This window comes from Rhizobium sp. 1399 (genome assembly GCF_031455475.1).
Classification (GTDB): Bacteria; Pseudomonadota; Alphaproteobacteria; order Rhizobiales; family Rhizobiaceae; genus Rhizobium.
The window spans coordinates 17,382-32,525 of record NZ_JAVDSU010000005.1 but is presented as its reverse complement, the minus strand read 5'-3'; the positions used below and the strand labels follow the sequence as shown (position 1 = coordinate 32,525).

Genomic DNA, 15,144 nt, shown 5'->3' with positions numbered 1-15,144 from the left:
CGCGATCATCGGCTTGATCGTGGGGCGCCTTTACCGCCGCTCGGCGTGCTGATCCTGATGGAAATTATCGGAGCGCCGCTCTGGCTCGTGCGGAAAAACAACGTCTATTCCGATGATGTGGCGCAGATACGTCGCGTGCGCAGCGCGGTAGCCGATCTGCTTTCCACCCTGCGGGATGCCGAGACTTGCCCGCGTTGCTTCCTGCTAGCCTCGGCCAACTCGGTCTGTTCTTCGCTGTCATTCAGATTCCGCAATAGATTGGCAAAGAGAAAGGCGAGCAGCCGCAGCACGCTCGCCTTTGACGTACTCTGACAGTTCAGACGACGTTGATCAGCAATGGCAGGCTGATCATGACGCCGACGAGAACGGCGACAACAGTTGCGACACGCACGATGCGAATACGCCACGTGCGCTCCCCACTCCAGTCATAGGTCATTTTTCGTCTCCTCGGGGAAGGACGTAGAGCCCGGGATTCCGGGTTCAATATGTATGACTGTGTTTGCTTGTGTAAGACTGGACTAATTTACGAGGACTATTCAGAAACGCAGCGACCAGCGGCGACCGTCATGCGTCATACGCACTATCCCAAGCGGCTGGACATCGATGGTCCAGAAGGCGGTCGGCGGTGCTTTCAGCACATTCAGGATCGTGGCGCGGATGACGGCTGCGTGGGTGACTGCGATGATATGGCCGCCGAGCGGCATCTCCTCGTTCATCCAGCCGGCGATTCGCTTGCCAAGCTGTTGCAGGCTCTCGCCCTCATGCGGGGTCGCTTCGGGATCGGACATCCAGAGCGCAAGATTTTCAGGCTCCTCGGCGTGGAGACTGACCAACGGTTTGCCGACCCAGCGGCCGTAGTCACAATCCCTGAGCGACGGGGCAACGGTCGCGTCGAAGCCCAGCATTTCGGCGGTCTGTCTGGCGCGTAGGGCCGGGCTTGTGAAAACTCTATCCGCCCGTCCCGGCGCCGGCAGCGTGGTATCGCTCAGCACCTTTTCCTCCAGCGGTTCGTCCGCCGGAAAGGAGGCGGTGCGATTGGCTGCTGTCGCGCCGTGGCAGATCCATGTGAGGCGGGTGGTCACGTCTTTCGCGCCTTGCGGAGATGGGGCGGGATGGCCGCCGCCCGCATATGAAGTTTCGTTGACAGTGTCTTTGGCGTGCAGATATAACCGTCACGTTGCGGGTTTGGAAGCCGGTGAGAGTCCGGCGCGGTCGCGCCACTGTGACCAGCGTGTCGAAATTCTTCGCGTTGGAAGTCAGACCTAACTGCACGCAAGATTCTCGACTGAACGCGTCATTCCAGGAGGAATACATGTCTGACACCACTTTCGCGCCCGTCGCGTCACCCGCCCCAATTCCCGTAGGCCAGATTCTGCCATGGGCGATCTTCGGCGGCCTGCTGATGCTGATCGCCATCTATTTCGTTGGCACCGAAGAAGGCGCAATGGCGCTCTTCAACGGCATGTATGTGCACGAATTCGTGCATGACGCCCGTCACCTCCTCGGCTTCCCCTGCCACTAAGGGAGTGCCTCACATGGTTGGAAATCTTCTGCTTCGCGGCATGATCGCGGGCATGATTGCTGGCATCCTGGTTTTTGCCTTTGCACGCGTCTTCGGCGAGCCGCTGGTCGATGCGGCGATTGCCTTTGAAGAGGCTACATCGCAGGCGGCCGGTGCGGCAGCCGAACCGGAAATCGTCAGCCGCGCCACCCAGGCGGGGCCTGGGCTCCTTATCGGTGTCATGGCCTATAGCGTTGCCATTGGCGGGCTGTTTGCGCTTGTCTTCGCCTTCGTGCACGGCCGCTTCAGCAGCCTTTCGGCACGCGGCACCTCGGCCGTTATCGCAATCGCAGCTTTCGTCGCCATCGTCATCGTTCCGGCTATCAAATATCCGGCCAATCCGCCGGCTGTCGGCAACTCGGATACGATCGGCGTGCGCACAGAGCTGTTCTTCCTGATGATTGTCGTCTCGGTTGCTTCGCTGATCGCGGCCGTCGCAATTGCCCGCAGCCTGACAGCGCGCTACGGTTTATGGAATGCGGCGATCGTTGCGGGTGTTCTCTTCGTCGTCTTCATCGGTCTGGTGGAATATCTGCTGCCGCCGATCAATGAAGTGCCGGAGAATTTCTCGGCAATGGTGCTATGGCGCTTCCGCACGACCACGCTCGGCATGCATATGATCCTCTGGTTAGTGCTCGGTCTCGCTTTCGGCGCGCTGGCGGAGAAGCGCCTCGGGGCGAAGAGCGGGTTGCTCCCGGCCTATCGATAAGGGTCGGGAGAGGGGGCTTGCCGCTCCCTCTTTCCTCGCGAAGCCTGTCGGCTCTTGGGCTGCCGCGTCGGGACGTTGGACGTATTGTGAAAAACGGATTCAATCTCCTTTGTTTCGGCCTTGCCCTGCTGATCGCGGGTAGCGCATCCGCGCATGGAGGCGGCGGGGGCGAGGGCAGTAGTGCGGGCCTGCCGGTGCCCGAAATATCTCACGGGGAAATGGCTGTGATTGCCGACTATCGCGGCCGTATCATGGATCTTGCGGCAGGCGCGGTTGATACGAACGAGCCTTTCCGGCGTGTGCTGAACTATGCCGAAATCCAGTATTCCTACTGTCTCTGGGGTCGGATGCCCGGCAGCGTGACGGATGAGGAAAGTCCGTTCAACGAATGCGCCCATGCCTATCTCGCCGCGACCAAGGCGGTGCTGCTCGCCATGCGCGACATGCCGCAGGAGGCGGTGGTGGCCGGTGAAATCGCATCGGCTGTTGATGTCGATATGGTCAGGCGCGGGCTCTCGCTGGTGACCTGCCGCTTCAGTGGTGAGGGTTTCAACACGGCCGATGTTCTGCGACCGCGCTGGAGCGAAATTCCGCTGCATCCGGCGAGCATGGCCTCGCTGACCGGATTTGCGGCGATCCTCGCCGCAGGGTTCTTTGTTCTCAGGCGGCTTCTTCGGGTTCAGTCTTCGGAATAGCGCTGCTCGCGCCACGGATCACCATACATATGGTAGCCGTTCTTTTCCCAGAAGCCGGCCTTGTCGGCCGGCAGCAGATCGATGCGGCGCAGCCATTTGGCGCTTTTCCAGAAATAGAGATGCGGTACGACGAGACGCATAGGTCCGCCGTGATCGCGGGTGAGCGGCAGGCCTTCCCATGAGGTGGCGAGAATGGCGTCTTCGGCGGCGAAATCGGATAGTGGCAGGTTGGTCGTGTAGCCGTCATAGCTTGTCAGCATGACGTAAGCGGCTTCGGCTTTCGGCATGGCGAGATCAAGCAGGTCTCGGGTCGAAACACCCTTCCACTTGTTGTCGTAGCGCGACCATGTTGTGACACAATGGATGTCGGTGATCATTGTGCTCTGTTCCAGTGCCTGGAAGGCGGCCCAACTAAGGTCGAGCGGTGTCTCGACCAGACCGTGAACTTCCAGCCGCCAGCTATCAATGGAAATGATCGGCTGCTGGCCGAGGTCGAGCACCGGCCAGTTCTTGACCAGATGCTGGCCCGGCGGCAGGCGCTCGGTTTCCGGACGGCTGATGCGGCCGGTCAGAAATTTTCCCTCCACCGCCCAGCGGCGCTTGGACGTCGTGAGCTTGCTGTCTTCCGGGATCTGGTCATCGCTCATAGCGGTCTCCTTGCGGTGCAGCAATCAGACATCCGCGCCTGATACGTGTCAAGTTTCGGCGCCTCTTGGAAATCTCCACCGCGCTCATTACACTTGAAGCCGTCGGGGTATGCCTCCACGGGGAGCGGAGGCGGAAAGGGAGGAGCGAGACTCTGTCTTCGCGCTATCGTGTCATTGCGGCGCTCTGCGCCGCACCCTTGCTGATTTTCGCTTTCTTCTATTACGGGAGCGCGGTCGCTACGCGCGCCTATATGGGCGAGGCTTCGGCGCAGGCCGGCACGGCACTCCGGCTTGCGGCCTCGGCGCTGAGTGGCCATCTCAGCCGCTACGAGGCGTTGCCGGCGCTGATCGCCGATCATGACGATGTCAAGGAGCTGGTGAGTCGGCCGGATGATCGCTCCCTGCGCGACAATGCCAATCTCTACCTCAAGGAAATCAACGGGCTGCTGAAATCATCCGATATTTATGTCGTGCGTCCGGATGGCGAGACGATCGCCGCCAGCAATTATGATGGCCCCGGCAGTTTCATCGGTGAGAACTTCAGCTATCGCCCCTATTTCCAGGAGGCGATCGGCGGGCATCAGGCCCGCTTCTATGCCCTCGGTACGACCTCGCTGAAGCGCGGCTATTATTTCTCTTCGCCGATCTGGGTGGATGGCGAAATCCGCGGCGTCATTGTCTTCAAGGTCGATATCGACGTAATCGAATCCTCCTGGAGCGGCGGCGAGTACCGCATCTTCGTCTCCGATCCCGAGGGTATCATCTTCATGTCCGACAGTCCGGACTGGCTCTATGGGGCGATCCTGCCGCTGAGTTCGGATCGGGTGGCGCGCACCGAGGCATCGCGACGTTATGCCAATGCGAAACTGGTCGAACTGCCGGTCATCCGTCATCGCTTCGAAGATCATGACCTGATGACGCTCGCCAGCGATCGCGGGCAAAGCGAATATCTCGTGCTCTCGCACTACATGCCGGCCGAGGACTGGACGGTGAACGTGCTGATGGACACGAGCTCCATCCGAGCGCAAGCCCGTACAGCGCTGGTCGTCGTCTTCCTCATTCTCTGCATTGCCGCTCTGACATTTGCCATTCTTCGGCAACGACGCATGCGGCTTGCCGAGCGCCTGCAGCTGCAGGCCGAGGCGCGGAACGAGCTGGAGCGGCGGGTTGATGAGCGTACGGCCGATCTTGCCCGCGTCAACAGCCGCATTGAGGAGGAAATTGCCGAGCGGCGCCTGACCGAGCAGCAGCTGCGCCAGACACAGGCTGATCTCATCCAGGCGGGTAAGCTTGCCGGTCTCGGTCAGATGTCGGCAGCACTTTCGCACGAGTTCAACCAGCCGCTTGCCGCCGCCAAGACCTATACAGACAGCGCCTCTGTCCTGCTCGAACGCGGCCGTACGGCCGAAGCGCAGGACAACATCCAGCGCATTGGCGGACTGATAGATCGCATGGCTTCCATCAGTCGGCATCTGCGCAATTTCGCGCGCAAGCCCAATGAGAAGCTGGGCCCCGTGCCGCTCGATGAGGCGATCCGCGATACGCTGGAGATCATCGCCTGGCGGCTCAAGGCTGCGGATGCTGATCTCCGGCTGCATCTCGGGGCGCGGCCGCCGGTGGTCAAGGCGGGCTCGGTGCGACTGCAGCAGGTGCTGGTCAATGTGATCTCGAATGCGGCTGATGCCGTCGAGGGGCTGGAGGATCGGCGCATCGAGGTTTCGGCGTCCGAAGAGGCCGGCAGGGTAATCCTGACCGTGCGTGATCATGGGCCAGGTGTGCCGGCGGCGATTGCCGAGCGCATCTTCGACCCCTTTTTCACCACTAAGGGCGTCGGCAAGGGGCTCGGGCTGGGGCTTTCCATCTCCTATAACATCATCAAGGATTTTGGCGGCAGCCTGACCGTCTCCAACCATCCGGAGGGTGGAGCCGTGTTCCGTATCGAGCTTTCTGCGGCAGCTGGCATGATGCCGGAGGCGGCGGAATGAACGAACAGAAGATATTGCTCGTCGATGACGAAGAGGAACTGCGCCGCTCGACGGCGCAGGCGCTGGAACTCTCCGGCTTCAGCGTCGAGACCTTTTCCAATGCCGACCACGTGCTGGAACTGATCGGCTACAGTTTTCCCGGCGTCGTCGTCACCGATATCCGCATGCCCGGCATGGACGGCATGACGCTGATGCAGAAGATCCGCGAACTCGATACCGAAGTGCCGGTTATTCTCGTCACCGGCCACGGCGATGTACAGCTTGCCGTCAAGGCGATGCGCGAGGGCGCCTATGACTTCATCGAGAAGCCGTTTACGCCGCAGATGCTCGCGGGCGTCATCCGCCGCGCTATGGAACGGCGCAGCCTCGTCTTGGAAAATCGGCTGCTGAAGGCGGTGGCCGGCAAGCGCGACGATATCGAGGCGCGCCTGCCGGGACGAACGCAGATCATGGTCGACCTGCGCTATCGCATCCGTGCGATCGGGGCGAGCGATGCCGACACGCTTATTGTCGGCGACACTGGTGCGGGCAAGGAAGTGGTGGCGCGGGCGCTGCACGATATCAGCGCGCGGGCAAGCCGGCCATTCATCGCTATCAATTGCGCAGCACTTCCGGCAAACCTGATCGAGAGCGAGCTTTTCGGGCATGAGGCCGGCGCTTTTCCGGGGGCCGTGCGGCCGCGCTACGGCAAGTTCGAGCATGGGCGGGGCGGCACCATCCTGCTCGACGAGATCGGCTCCATGCCGTTTGATCTGCAGGCGAAGTTTCTGCGGGTGCTGCAGGAGAGAATGATTTCGCGCCTTGGATCGAATGAGACCGTATCGCTCGACGTGCGGTTCATCGCCACGAGCAAGGTCGATCTGGAAGCGGAAGTCGCTGGTGGCCGATTCCGCGCCGACCTCCTCTACCGCCTGAACGTCGCGACCATTCATGTGCCGTCGCTCTCACAACGCCGGGCCGATGTTCCGCTGCTCTTCATGCAGCTCGTCAGGGAAGCGGCAGCTCGCTACGGCAAGGACGACATGGCCGTGCCGCCGGATGTGATTTCCGATATCGCGCAGCGCGACTGGCCGGGCAATGTCCGCGAATTGCGCAATGCGGCCGACCGCTTCGTGCTTGGTCTCGATGGCGGCGGCAGGCAGGCAGAGGTCGCGGGGCTTGCCGAGCGTGTCGCGGAATTCGAACGTGGCGTGATTGCAAGTGCGCTGGTCGCCCATGGCGGTAGCCTGAAGCCGGTCTATGAATCGCTCGGCATCTCACGCAAGACACTTTACGAGAAGATGCAGAAGTACGGCCTCGACAAGAAGCTGCTGGCCAACGACATGGCTGGTGAGATGCGCCGCGAGCTCTGATCCAATCCCGAATTTCTTGATGTGATCGTCTGTTTTCAGGCCTCGCTCGATTTATGCCTTGACAGGCAACCATTTGGTTGCCTATAAAATGACAAAAGGCAACCAAATGGTTCCGTATTGACATGGATGAAGACGCGGTTTTTCGAGCTCTGGCGGATGGCAGCCGGCGACGTCTGCTGGATCGCCTGCATGCGCGCAGTGGCCAAACGCTCGGCGAATTGTGTGGAGGGCTGGAGATGACGCGCCAGGCGGTGACGAAGCATCTCGGCATTCTCGAGGAAGCAAACCTTGTTTCCACGCGCCGGCAGGGGCGCGAGAAGCTGCATTACATCAATCCGGTTCCGATCAACGAGATCGCGGACCGTTGGATCAGCAAATTCGAGCGCCGTGCGTTAGAGGCGCTCTCCGATCTCAAGAAGAGCCTCGAAGGCAGCAAAGACGAATGAATCGTCCCGCCTGCCGGCGAGGGTGTGACCAAGCCTTGGCAAAAGGAGTACGATCATGGCTGGCAGCGCATTCAACTACGTCACCTATATCCGCACTACACCGGAGCAGCTCTGGTCGGCACTCACGACATCGGAATTCATGAAGAAATTCTGGCTCGGCGTGCAGTTCGAGACCGATTGGAAAGTCGGTTCTGCCTGGCAGATGAGCTATTCCGACGGAACCGTGACCGATACAGGCGAAATCCTCGAATTCGATCCGCCCAAGCGGCTTGTCCTGAAGTGGCATAATGAGTTCAGGCCGGAGCTCAAGGCTGAAGGGTTTTCCCGGTGCGTGATGGAGCTCGAGCCGGTCGGCGAGGCGATCAAGCTGACGCTGACACATTCGATGCCGATAGAAGGCTCCAAATTCATCGGTGCCGTTTCCGGCGGGTGGCCACAAATTCTCTCCAACCTCAAATCGCTGCTGGAAACGGGCGAGGTTGTTCTGCCGCCCAACCGGTGAAGGACCAGCGATGGGTGGATTTCCACCCATCGCTTTAACCATTTGTTTCCAAATCAACCCATGCTGCGGTGCACTGTCGCAAAATCGTCATTCCTCTCCTCGCCTCGCGATTGCGACTATCCGTCCCTGGCCTGCAAATGGGACATCCGAGCCGGTGCGGAGGATGCGCCGGCGGAACGACCATTTTCATCAGGGAGGAAAACGATGAAAATCCTGAAGGCCATGCTCGGCGTGACCGCCGCCGCTGCCGTTTCGCTGCTCGCTTATTCTGCTTCGGCGCAGACTTATCCCGAACGCACCATCACCATGGTCGTGCCTTTCGCAGCCGGTGGCCCGACCGATACCGTCGCGCGCCTCGTTGCTGAATCCATGTCGAAGGATCTCGGTCAGCAGATCGTCGTCGAAAACGTCGGCGGTGCTGGCGGCACGCTTGGCGCCGGCCGCGTCGCCGATGCCGATCCGGATGGTTACACGATCCTGCTGCATCATATCGGCATGGCGACCAGCGCCACGCTTTACCGCAAGCTCGCCTACGACCCACTGAACGCCTTCGAATATGTAGGTCTCGTCACCGATGTTCCGATGACGATCGTTGCCCGCAAGGATTTCGAACCGGCCGATCTGAAGGGCCTGATCGACTATGTGAAGGCGAACAAGGACAAGGTCACCGTCGCCAATGCCGGTATTGGCGCCGCATCCCACCTTTGCGGCATGATGTTCATGAGCGCCATCCAGACGCCGCTGACGACCGTTCCCTACAAGGGAACCGGCCCGGCCATGACCGACCTTCTCGGTGGCCAGGTCGATATCATGTGCGACCAGACGACCAATACGACGAAGCAGATCAAGGGTGGCACGATCAAGGCCTATGCCGTGACGTCGCCGGCGCGCCTCGATGTGCTCAAGGACATTCCGACCGCCGTCGAAGCCGGCTTGCCGGGCTTCGAAGTCGGTATCTGGCATGGCATCTACACGCCGAAGGGCACGCCGGCCGAAATCAATGAGCGCCTGTCGAAGTCGCTGCAGGTCGCGCTGAAGGACCCGAACGTCGCCGCCCGCTTTGCCGAGCTTGGCACGGCTCCCTCTGCGGACGCCGATGCGACACCGGCTGCGCTGAAGGCGAAGCTCGAGAGCGAAATCGCCCGCTGGAAGCCCGTCATCGAAGCAGCCGGCGAATACGCGGACTGAGCCAGACTGTCGCATTCGCACCCTCCTCGCGGGCCGGGAGGAGGGTGTTTGCTCAGCTCGATGTCCGCGGCGACGCTTCATCTCCAACCCCAGGAGACATCATGAAATCCCTCAGTTTCGACACGACCAACGTCATCTGCGGCGCGTTGCTTGCCGCGACCGGTGCCTTCTTTGCCTATCAGTCGCTGAACCTCGATATCGGTACGGCGCTGCGCATGGGACCCGGATATTTCCCACTCGTCCTGTCCGGTATCCTCGTGCTGCTTGGCCTGATCATTCTCGTGCAGGCGGTCCGGGTTCAGGGCGAGCCGATCGATCCCTTCGCCTGGCGCGGCATGCTCTTCATCCTGCCGGCACCGGTCTTTTTCGGATTGACGGTCCGCGGGCTCGGTTTTGCTCCGGCAATCTTCCTGACGGCCTTCATCGCCTGCTTTGCATCCAGTCGCATGAATGTGCTGTTCGCGCTGGTTCTTTCGCTGCTGCTGACGGTCTTTTCGGTTGGAGTCTTCAGCTACGCGCTCGGGCTGCCTTTCGAACGATTTGGCCCCTGGGTCCGGTTCTAGGAGGCGGTTATGGAACTCTTCAGCAATCTCGCACTCGGTTTCTATACGGCGGCAAGCCCGGAAAACCTGTTCTTCTGCCTTATCGGCGTGCTGCTCGGCACGCTGATCGGCGTGCTGCCCGGCATCGGCGCGACGGCAACAATCGCCATGCTTCTGCCGATCACCTTCCAGCTCGAGCCGGTCTCCTCGCTCATCATGCTCGCCGGCATCTATTACGGCGCGCAATATGGCGGCTCGACGACGGCAATCCTCATCAATATGCCAGGCGAATCCTCCTCGGCAGTGACAGCCATCGACGGCTATCAGATGGCGCGGAAGGGCAGGGCCGGCGCGGCGCTCGCGATCGCCGCGCTCGGCTCCTTCTTCGCCGGCACGGTATCGACCTTCCTCGTGGCCGTCTTTGCTCCGCCACTAACGGCGATTGCGCTGCAATTCGGCTCGGCCGAGTATTTCTCACTGATGATTGTCGGGCTCGTATCCTCGATCGCACTGGCGCATGGCTCGGTCGTCAAGGCACTGGCGATGGTGGCGCTTGGGTTGCTGCTCGGCCTTGTGGGCACGGATATCTATACCGGCACGCCGCGCTTCACGCTCGGCATCCGCGAATATGCCGATGGGCTGAATTTCGTGGCTCTTGCCGTAGGCGTCTTCGGCATTGCGGAAATCCTGCGCAATCTGGAAGGCGAGAAGACCCGCACCGTGCTGATGGCAAAAGTCTCAGGGCTGTTGCCGTCGAAGGAGGAATTCAAGGAGATGATCGCGCCGGTTATTCGCGGGACGGTCATTGGTTCGGCGCTCGGCATCCTGCCGGGCGGCGGAGCGATCCTTGCTTCCTTCGCTTCCTATACGGTGGAAAAGCGTGTCTCGAAGAAGCCGGAAGAGTTCGGCCACGGCGCAGTTGCCGGTGTCGCCGGACCGGAATCAGCCAATAATGCCGGTGCGCAGACCTCGTTCATTCCGCTGCTGACACTCGGCATCCCTGCAAATCCGGTCATGGCGCTGATGGTCGGCGCGATGATCATCCAGGGCATCGTGCCGGGGCCGAACGTGGCAACGGAGCAGCCGGCGCTATTCTGGGGCATCATCGCCTCCATGTGGATCGGCAACCTGATGCTCGTCATCCTCAATCTGCCGCTGATCGGCCTGTGGGTGAAGCTGCTGACAGTGCCTTACTACGTGCTTTTCCCCGTCATCATGGCCTTCTGCTCGATCGGGGTCTACAGCGTCAATTCCAACGTCTACGACCTCTACGCCGTCGCCTTCTTTGGCCTCATCGGCTACGTGCTGGCGAAACTGCGCTGCGAGCCGGCGCCGCTGCTGCTCGGGTTCGTGCTCGGACCGCTGCTGGAGGAAAACCTGCGACGGGCCATGATCCTGTCGCGCGGCGATGCGACCACCTTCGTCACGCGGCCGATCAGCGCCATCCTGCTGACGATTGCCGTGGCGGTTTTGATCATCGTCTTCCTGCCGAGCGTCAAGCGCAAGCGCGAGGAGGTCTTCGTCGAAGAGGCGTAAGGGCTTGCGCTTACGGCCTGTTTGTTGAAAAAAGAACGATCTGATGCGGGCGCCGTCGGGCGCCCGTTTCGCTTTACAGGATATCCAGGCTCATGAGCATTCCCGCCCGGATCAGCAACGATCTGCCTTTTCTAACCTCTCTCCGCCGTGATCTGCATGCCCATCCCGAACTCGGCTTCGAGGAAGAGCGTACCAGCGATATCGTCGCGAAACTTCTGGATGAGGCGGGTATCCAGGTGCACCGCGGCCTTGGCGGTACCGGTGTCGTCGGAACGCTGCAGATCGGCAATGGTACGCGCAGGATCGGGCTGAGGGCAGATATGGACGCGCTCGCCATGCCGGAAACGGCGGATCGCCCTTACAAGTCGACCGTGCCGGGCAAGATGCATGCTTGCGGCCATGACGGGCATACGACGATGTTGCTCGGCGCGGCACGGTATCTGGCTGAAACGCGCGGTTTTTCCGGCACCGTGCATTTCATCTTCCAGCCGGCCGAAGAGGGCCGTGGCGGTGCGAAGCGCATGGTGGAGGAAGGGCTGTTCAAGCAGTTTCCCTGCGATGCCGTCTATGGGCTGCACAATATGCCCGGGCTTGCCGTGGATGAGATCGCGGTCGTCGAGGGGCCGCAGCTTGCTTCTTCGGATAGCTGGCGGATCATCTTCCGGGGTGTGGGTACGCACGGCGCAAAGCCGCACCTCGGCCGCGATCCCATCACAGCTGCCGCCACTTTCCTTTCGTCTCTGCAGACGATCGTCGGGCGCGTCATCGATCCCCTTCAGCCGGCAGTCGTCAGCGCCTGCTCACTCCAGGCCGGCAATCCGAAGGCATTGAACGTCATCCCCGATATAGTCGAGATCGGCGGAACGGCGCGGGCCTATTCGCCTGAGGTGCGTGACCAGCTTGAAGCCGAAATCGGCCGTCTGGCACAGGGAACCGCCGCCATGTTCGACATTTCGGTAGACTATGAATTCGAACGCCGCATTCCACCCGTCGTCAATGACGCGGATGCGACTGTGCGGGCGCTAGGCGCCGCACAGTCGGTGTTCGGTGAAAAGGCGCGTACGAGCTTTCCGCCGTCGACTGCCGGCGACGATTTCGCCTTCTTCGGGCAAAATGCGCCCGGTTGTTATGTCTGGCTTGGCAACGGCCCGGCCGTCGATGGAGCGCTGCATCATAATACAGCCTACGACTTCAATGATGAGGCGCTCGGATATGGAGCTGCCTATTGGGTGGCGCTGGTTGAGCGGGAGCTCAAGGCTGAGGCGTAAGCCGCCTCAAAACGTTTCCAGTATGGGGCTTTCCAACACCTTGCCGGTAATGACGTCGGCAATGCCGCGGTCGGTCTGATGTGGGCCGATATTGCAGGCAAGTGTCGCGCCGAAGCAGGCTTTGAAGACCAGATAGGGCGGTTTCCAGTCGACGATCTTTTCCATTGCCTTGCGGATGGCAGCAAAGCCATCGGCGGTTTCCTGCAGGGATGCATCCGTCACGAGGCCGGAGAGTGGCAGGGGCAACAGGGCTTCGATGCGCCCATCCTTTGCCACGGCCATGCCACCGCCGGCGTCGATGACGGCATTGGCGGCAAGCGCCATATCACTGATATTTCCTCCGAACACAGTGAGGTTGTGGCTGTCATGTGAAACCGTGGTGCAGAAGGCGCCGCGCCACTCACCCCAGCCGGTCAGGAAGCCGATGCGCGGCTTGCCATCCGCCAGTCCATGGCGATGTGCAACCGCTATCATGGCGCTGCCAGCCGGCGGTACGACGAAGCCGTCGCGGACATCCGCTTCGGTTGCTCCCCACTGGGTGAAGCGTGGACGGTCGATTGTTGCGAGGCGCACCTTCGTGCCGTTGGCGGGAATGCGGAAATCGTCTTCGGCAAGCGGTGCGAGCTTGACCGATTGCATGAGCGGCCCGGCGTCGAACGACGGAAGGCGATCCCTGACCATGCCATTTTCGGCGATTAGTCGGCCGTTGGCGATGACGGCGCGGGTCTTGAATTCGCTCATGTCCTCGAACAGCACGAGATCGGCGCGGCGTCCGGCGGCGATGAGCCCGAGGTCGGAACGCTTCAGGCGTTGCGCGGCATTGAAGGTCGCGGCGCGCAATGCCCATTCCGGGCGCATGCCGTAGCGCACGAGGCGACGCACGACGTCGTCGAGGCCGCCATTCTGATAAAGTTCATCGGGGAAGACATCATCCGTGCAGAGCGTGACGGTCGGTGGAAGGTGGCCGATGCCGTTCAATGCATCGACAAATTCCTTCAGCAGATGATCGTGCGAGCCGCGCAGCTCGATCGTCATTCCGGCCGCCAGCTTCTGCAGCAAATCGGCGCCCGAAGTGAGCTCGTGATCGGAGGTTATACCAGCGGCCATGAAGGCGTTGAGATCGGTACCCTCCAGTCCACGGGCATGACCGCAGACGAGCTTGCTGGAGGCGAGGCCGGCATTGACGATATCAGTCATGCGCGGATCGCCGTCGATGACGCCGCGCATGTTCATGACTTCCGCCACGCCACCGATCGCCGGCGAGCGCAGCAGCTCGGCGATGACACCGGCGTCGAAATCTGCACCGGCGAGTTCCAGGCCAGGGGCGGAAGGAACGCAGGAGGGGGCAAGCAGGATCGTGCGCAGCGGCAGATTGCGCGAGGCTTCGATTGCCCAGCGTACCCCGTCGAGACCATGGACATTGCCGAATTCGTGCGGATCCCAGACGATCGTTGTCACGCCGCGAGGCAACACGGCTTCAGCATATTCAGCCGGCGTGACCATCGAGCTTTCGATATGCATATGCGTATCGATGAGGCCGGGAGAGATGATGCTACCGGCTGCGTTGATTATTTTGGCAGCGTCCGTGCGGCTCGCCGGTGCGTGGACACTTGCGATCAAAGCGTCGATGAGGCCAATATCGGCCTCGCGGATCAGGCCTGTGACGGCATCGAGAATGCGGCCGCCGGCCACAAGCACATCGAAGGGAGCATCGCCGCGGGCGGCGGCAACAGCGCGGGCGCGTAAGGCGGGCTCGTTGAGATCGGCGGGTTCCTGGCGCGGAGTAGCGGTCATTTGCGAGCCTCGTTGACCAGGGCGGCGAGAATGATGACACGCGCCATGTCGGCATCGATGTCGGCGGCGAACTGTGCATTGAACGTGGCGTGAGTGGCGCGGGTTTCAACGACCGTGCGCCCGCGCGTATGCTGCCCCAGCAATTCGACGTCGATGCGGGCAGGGCGGAAGCTCACCACTTGCGGAGCGACGAAGGCGACGGCAGCCGAAGGATCATAGATCGCCATAGCGGGACGACCGCGGTTCGTGCCAATGCGAACATAACCTGCGAACATATCGGCGATCAGCTCGGCATTGGTGCCGCCGGCAGCGCGGACCGGATCGGCATCCTCGGGTTTCGCAAGAACCTTGCGGCAGAGATCGAGATCGACCATGCGCAGTGGCAGCTCGTGGGCGATGATGATTGCGAGCGCCTCTGGATCGGCGAGCGCATTGAATTCTGCGGAGGCCGTATGATTGCCGGAGGTAACACCGCCGCCCATCCAGACGAGTTCGGTGATGCGGGCGGCAAGATCGGGCCGGGCGAGCGCGAGTGCGGCGATATTCGTCAGCGGTCCAAGCGCCAGAATGCGGTGAGGGCCTTCCAGTTCCAGCCAGCGGCAAAGCGCGACGAAGGCATCGCTATCCGGCAGGATCGGGGCCGGCGGCAGATGTCTACAGGTCGTCGGAATGCCGCTTTCGCCGAGGATCGCCTGGGCAGTCTCTAGCTTGCCGAGAACGGGCATGTCGCGGCCGGTGTGGATCGGAAATTTCCAACCGAAGGCCTTGGCTGCGCCCGCCGCATTGGTGCGCACCTGCGGCAGCGGCGCGTTGCCGAAGACCAGCGAGACACCGTCGATGTCGATCTCGGCATTCGTCACCACCATGATGGCGGCAATGTCGTCGAAGCCCATATCCGTGTCGATCCAGACGCCCATGA

16 protein-coding genes and 1 riboswitch are annotated in these 15,144 nt (G+C 61.4%); of the genes, 12 read left to right on the top strand and 4 right to left on the bottom strand.

Annotation, left to right across the window (positions count from 1 at the left end; all coding sequences use genetic code 11):
• The first annotated feature begins 45 nt into the window (after positions 1–45).
• Complete coding sequence (locus J2X71_RS17570; protein WP_310383373.1) at positions 46–312, top strand: hypothetical protein; 267 nt, start codon at positions 46–48, stop codon at positions 310–312.
• Between the two features lie 224 nt (positions 313–536).
• On the opposite strand, the gene J2X71_RS17565 is transcribed toward J2X71_RS17570, so the two are convergent.
• Entirely contained in the window at positions 537–1,082 is a 546-nt protein-coding gene (locus tag J2X71_RS17565; RefSeq protein ID WP_310383371.1) for a histidine phosphatase family protein, read from the bottom strand.
• 105 nt (positions 1,083–1,187) lie between these two features.
• Positions 1,188–1,262, top strand: a riboswitch (cobalamin riboswitch).
• Between the two features lie 50 nt (positions 1,263–1,312).
• Here J2X71_RS17565 and J2X71_RS17560 point away from each other — a divergent pair.
• The 3 genes from J2X71_RS17560 to J2X71_RS17550 all read left to right on the top strand — a co-directional run bounded on the left by J2X71_RS17560 (position 1,313) and on the right by J2X71_RS17550 (position 2,965).
• Positions 1,313–1,522 carry a CbtB-domain containing protein gene (locus J2X71_RS17560; protein ID WP_113323767.1) on the top strand — a complete coding sequence of 70 codons (210 nt, stop codon included), beginning with the start codon at positions 1,313–1,315 and terminating at the stop codon, positions 1,520–1,522.
• 13 nt (positions 1,523–1,535) lie between these two features.
• A complete protein-coding gene (locus J2X71_RS17555; RefSeq protein ID WP_310383368.1) occupies positions 1,536–2,270 on the top strand; it encodes a CbtA family protein in 735 nt (244 codons plus the stop codon).
• Between the two features lie 86 nt (positions 2,271–2,356).
• The gene (locus J2X71_RS17550) at positions 2,357–2,965 is read left to right on the top strand and encodes a hypothetical protein (RefSeq protein WP_310383366.1); all 609 of its coding nucleotides are present in this window, start codon (positions 2,357–2,359) and stop codon (positions 2,963–2,965) included.
• On the opposite strand, the gene J2X71_RS17545 is transcribed toward J2X71_RS17550, so the two are convergent.
• Entirely contained in the window at positions 2,950–3,612 is a 663-nt protein-coding gene (locus tag J2X71_RS17545) for a sulfite oxidase-like oxidoreductase (RefSeq protein ID WP_310383364.1), read from the bottom strand. The genes J2X71_RS17550 and J2X71_RS17545 overlap by 16 nt on opposite strands.
• A gap of 65 nt (positions 3,613–3,677) precedes the next feature.
• Between J2X71_RS17545 and J2X71_RS17540 the strand changes: the two genes are divergently transcribed.
• From J2X71_RS17540 to J2X71_RS17505, 8 genes are all read left to right on the top strand, one after another.
• Positions 3,678–5,597 carry an ATP-binding protein gene (locus J2X71_RS17540; RefSeq protein ID WP_405049727.1) on the top strand — a complete coding sequence of 640 codons (1,920 nt, stop codon included), beginning with the start codon at positions 3,678–3,680 and terminating at the stop codon, positions 5,595–5,597.
• Positions 5,594–6,949, top strand: a complete 1,356-nt coding sequence (locus J2X71_RS17535; RefSeq protein ID WP_310383362.1) for a sigma-54 dependent transcriptional regulator — start codon at positions 5,594–5,596, stop codon at positions 6,947–6,949. Before J2X71_RS17540 ends, J2X71_RS17535 begins: the two co-directional genes overlap by 4 nt.
• Positions 6,950–7,071: 122 nt before the next feature.
• Positions 7,072–7,395, top strand: a complete 324-nt coding sequence (locus J2X71_RS17530; protein WP_310383360.1) for a metalloregulator ArsR/SmtB family transcription factor — start codon at positions 7,072–7,074, stop codon at positions 7,393–7,395.
• A 55-nt stretch (positions 7,396–7,450) separates the two neighbouring features.
• Positions 7,451–7,897, top strand: coding sequence for an SRPBCC family protein (locus tag J2X71_RS17525; protein WP_310383358.1), 447 nt, complete (start codon positions 7,451–7,453; stop codon positions 7,895–7,897).
• 204 nt (positions 7,898–8,101) lie between these two features.
• Positions 8,102–9,085 (top strand): tripartite tricarboxylate transporter substrate-binding protein, encoded by a 984-nt coding sequence (locus J2X71_RS17520; RefSeq protein ID WP_310383356.1) that lies wholly within the window; start codon positions 8,102–8,104, stop codon positions 9,083–9,085.
• A 101-nt stretch (positions 9,086–9,186) separates the two neighbouring features.
• Entirely contained in the window at positions 9,187–9,648 is a 462-nt protein-coding gene (locus J2X71_RS17515) for a tripartite tricarboxylate transporter TctB family protein (protein ID WP_007826966.1), read from the top strand.
• A 9-nt stretch (positions 9,649–9,657) separates the two neighbouring features.
• Entirely contained in the window at positions 9,658–11,163 is a 1,506-nt protein-coding gene (locus J2X71_RS17510; protein WP_113323760.1) for a tripartite tricarboxylate transporter permease, read from the top strand.
• 92 nt (positions 11,164–11,255) lie between these two features.
• A complete protein-coding gene (locus J2X71_RS17505) occupies positions 11,256–12,431 on the top strand; it encodes a M20 aminoacylase family protein (protein WP_310383353.1) in 1,176 nt (391 codons plus the stop codon).
• Between the two features lie 6 nt (positions 12,432–12,437).
• Here the strand turns inward: J2X71_RS17505 and J2X71_RS17500 are convergent, their stop codons facing one another.
• Complete coding sequence (locus tag J2X71_RS17500) at positions 12,438–14,225, bottom strand: adenine deaminase C-terminal domain-containing protein (RefSeq protein WP_310383351.1); 1,788 nt, start codon at positions 14,223–14,225, stop codon at positions 12,438–12,440.
• The gene (locus J2X71_RS17495; RefSeq protein WP_310383349.1) at positions 14,222–15,142 is read right to left on the bottom strand and encodes a nucleoside hydrolase; all 921 of its coding nucleotides are present in this window, start codon (positions 15,140–15,142) and stop codon (positions 14,222–14,224) included. Before J2X71_RS17495 ends, J2X71_RS17500 begins: the two co-directional genes overlap by 4 nt.
• Between the last annotated feature and the right edge of the window lie 2 nt (positions 15,143–15,144).

What these genes read in the sequence shown, in the direction of transcription:
- J2X71_RS17530 (WP_310383360.1), top strand. Translation starts at nt 7,072, where the DNA reads ATGGATGAAGACGCGGTTTTTCGAGCTCTGGCGGATGGCAGCCGGCGA.
- J2X71_RS17545 (WP_310383364.1), bottom strand. Translation starts at nt 3,612, where the DNA reads ATGAGCGATGACCAGATCCCGGAAGACAGCAAGCTCACGACGTCCAAG.
- J2X71_RS17535 (WP_310383362.1), top strand. Translation starts at nt 5,594, where the DNA reads ATGAACGAACAGAAGATATTGCTCGTCGATGACGAAGAGGAACTGCGC.
- J2X71_RS17555 (WP_310383368.1), top strand. Translation starts at nt 1,536, where the DNA reads ATGGTTGGAAATCTTCTGCTTCGCGGCATGATCGCGGGCATGATTGCT.
- J2X71_RS17560 (WP_113323767.1), top strand. Translation starts at nt 1,313, where the DNA reads ATGTCTGACACCACTTTCGCGCCCGTCGCGTCACCCGCCCCAATTCCC.
- J2X71_RS17505 (WP_310383353.1), top strand. Translation starts at nt 11,256, where the DNA reads ATGAGCATTCCCGCCCGGATCAGCAACGATCTGCCTTTTCTAACCTCT.
- J2X71_RS17515 (WP_007826966.1), top strand. Translation starts at nt 9,187, where the DNA reads ATGAAATCCCTCAGTTTCGACACGACCAACGTCATCTGCGGCGCGTTG.
- J2X71_RS17510 (WP_113323760.1), top strand. Translation starts at nt 9,658, where the DNA reads ATGGAACTCTTCAGCAATCTCGCACTCGGTTTCTATACGGCGGCAAGC.
- J2X71_RS17520 (WP_310383356.1), top strand. Translation starts at nt 8,102, where the DNA reads ATGAAAATCCTGAAGGCCATGCTCGGCGTGACCGCCGCCGCTGCCGTT.
- J2X71_RS17500 (WP_310383351.1), bottom strand. Translation starts at nt 14,225, where the DNA reads ATGACCGCTACTCCGCGCCAGGAACCCGCCGATCTCAACGAGCCCGCC.
- J2X71_RS17525 (WP_310383358.1), top strand. Translation starts at nt 7,451, where the DNA reads ATGGCTGGCAGCGCATTCAACTACGTCACCTATATCCGCACTACACCG.
- J2X71_RS17495 (WP_310383349.1), bottom strand. Translation starts at nt 15,142, where the DNA reads ATGGGCGTCTGGATCGACACGGATATGGGCTTCGACGACATTGCCGCC.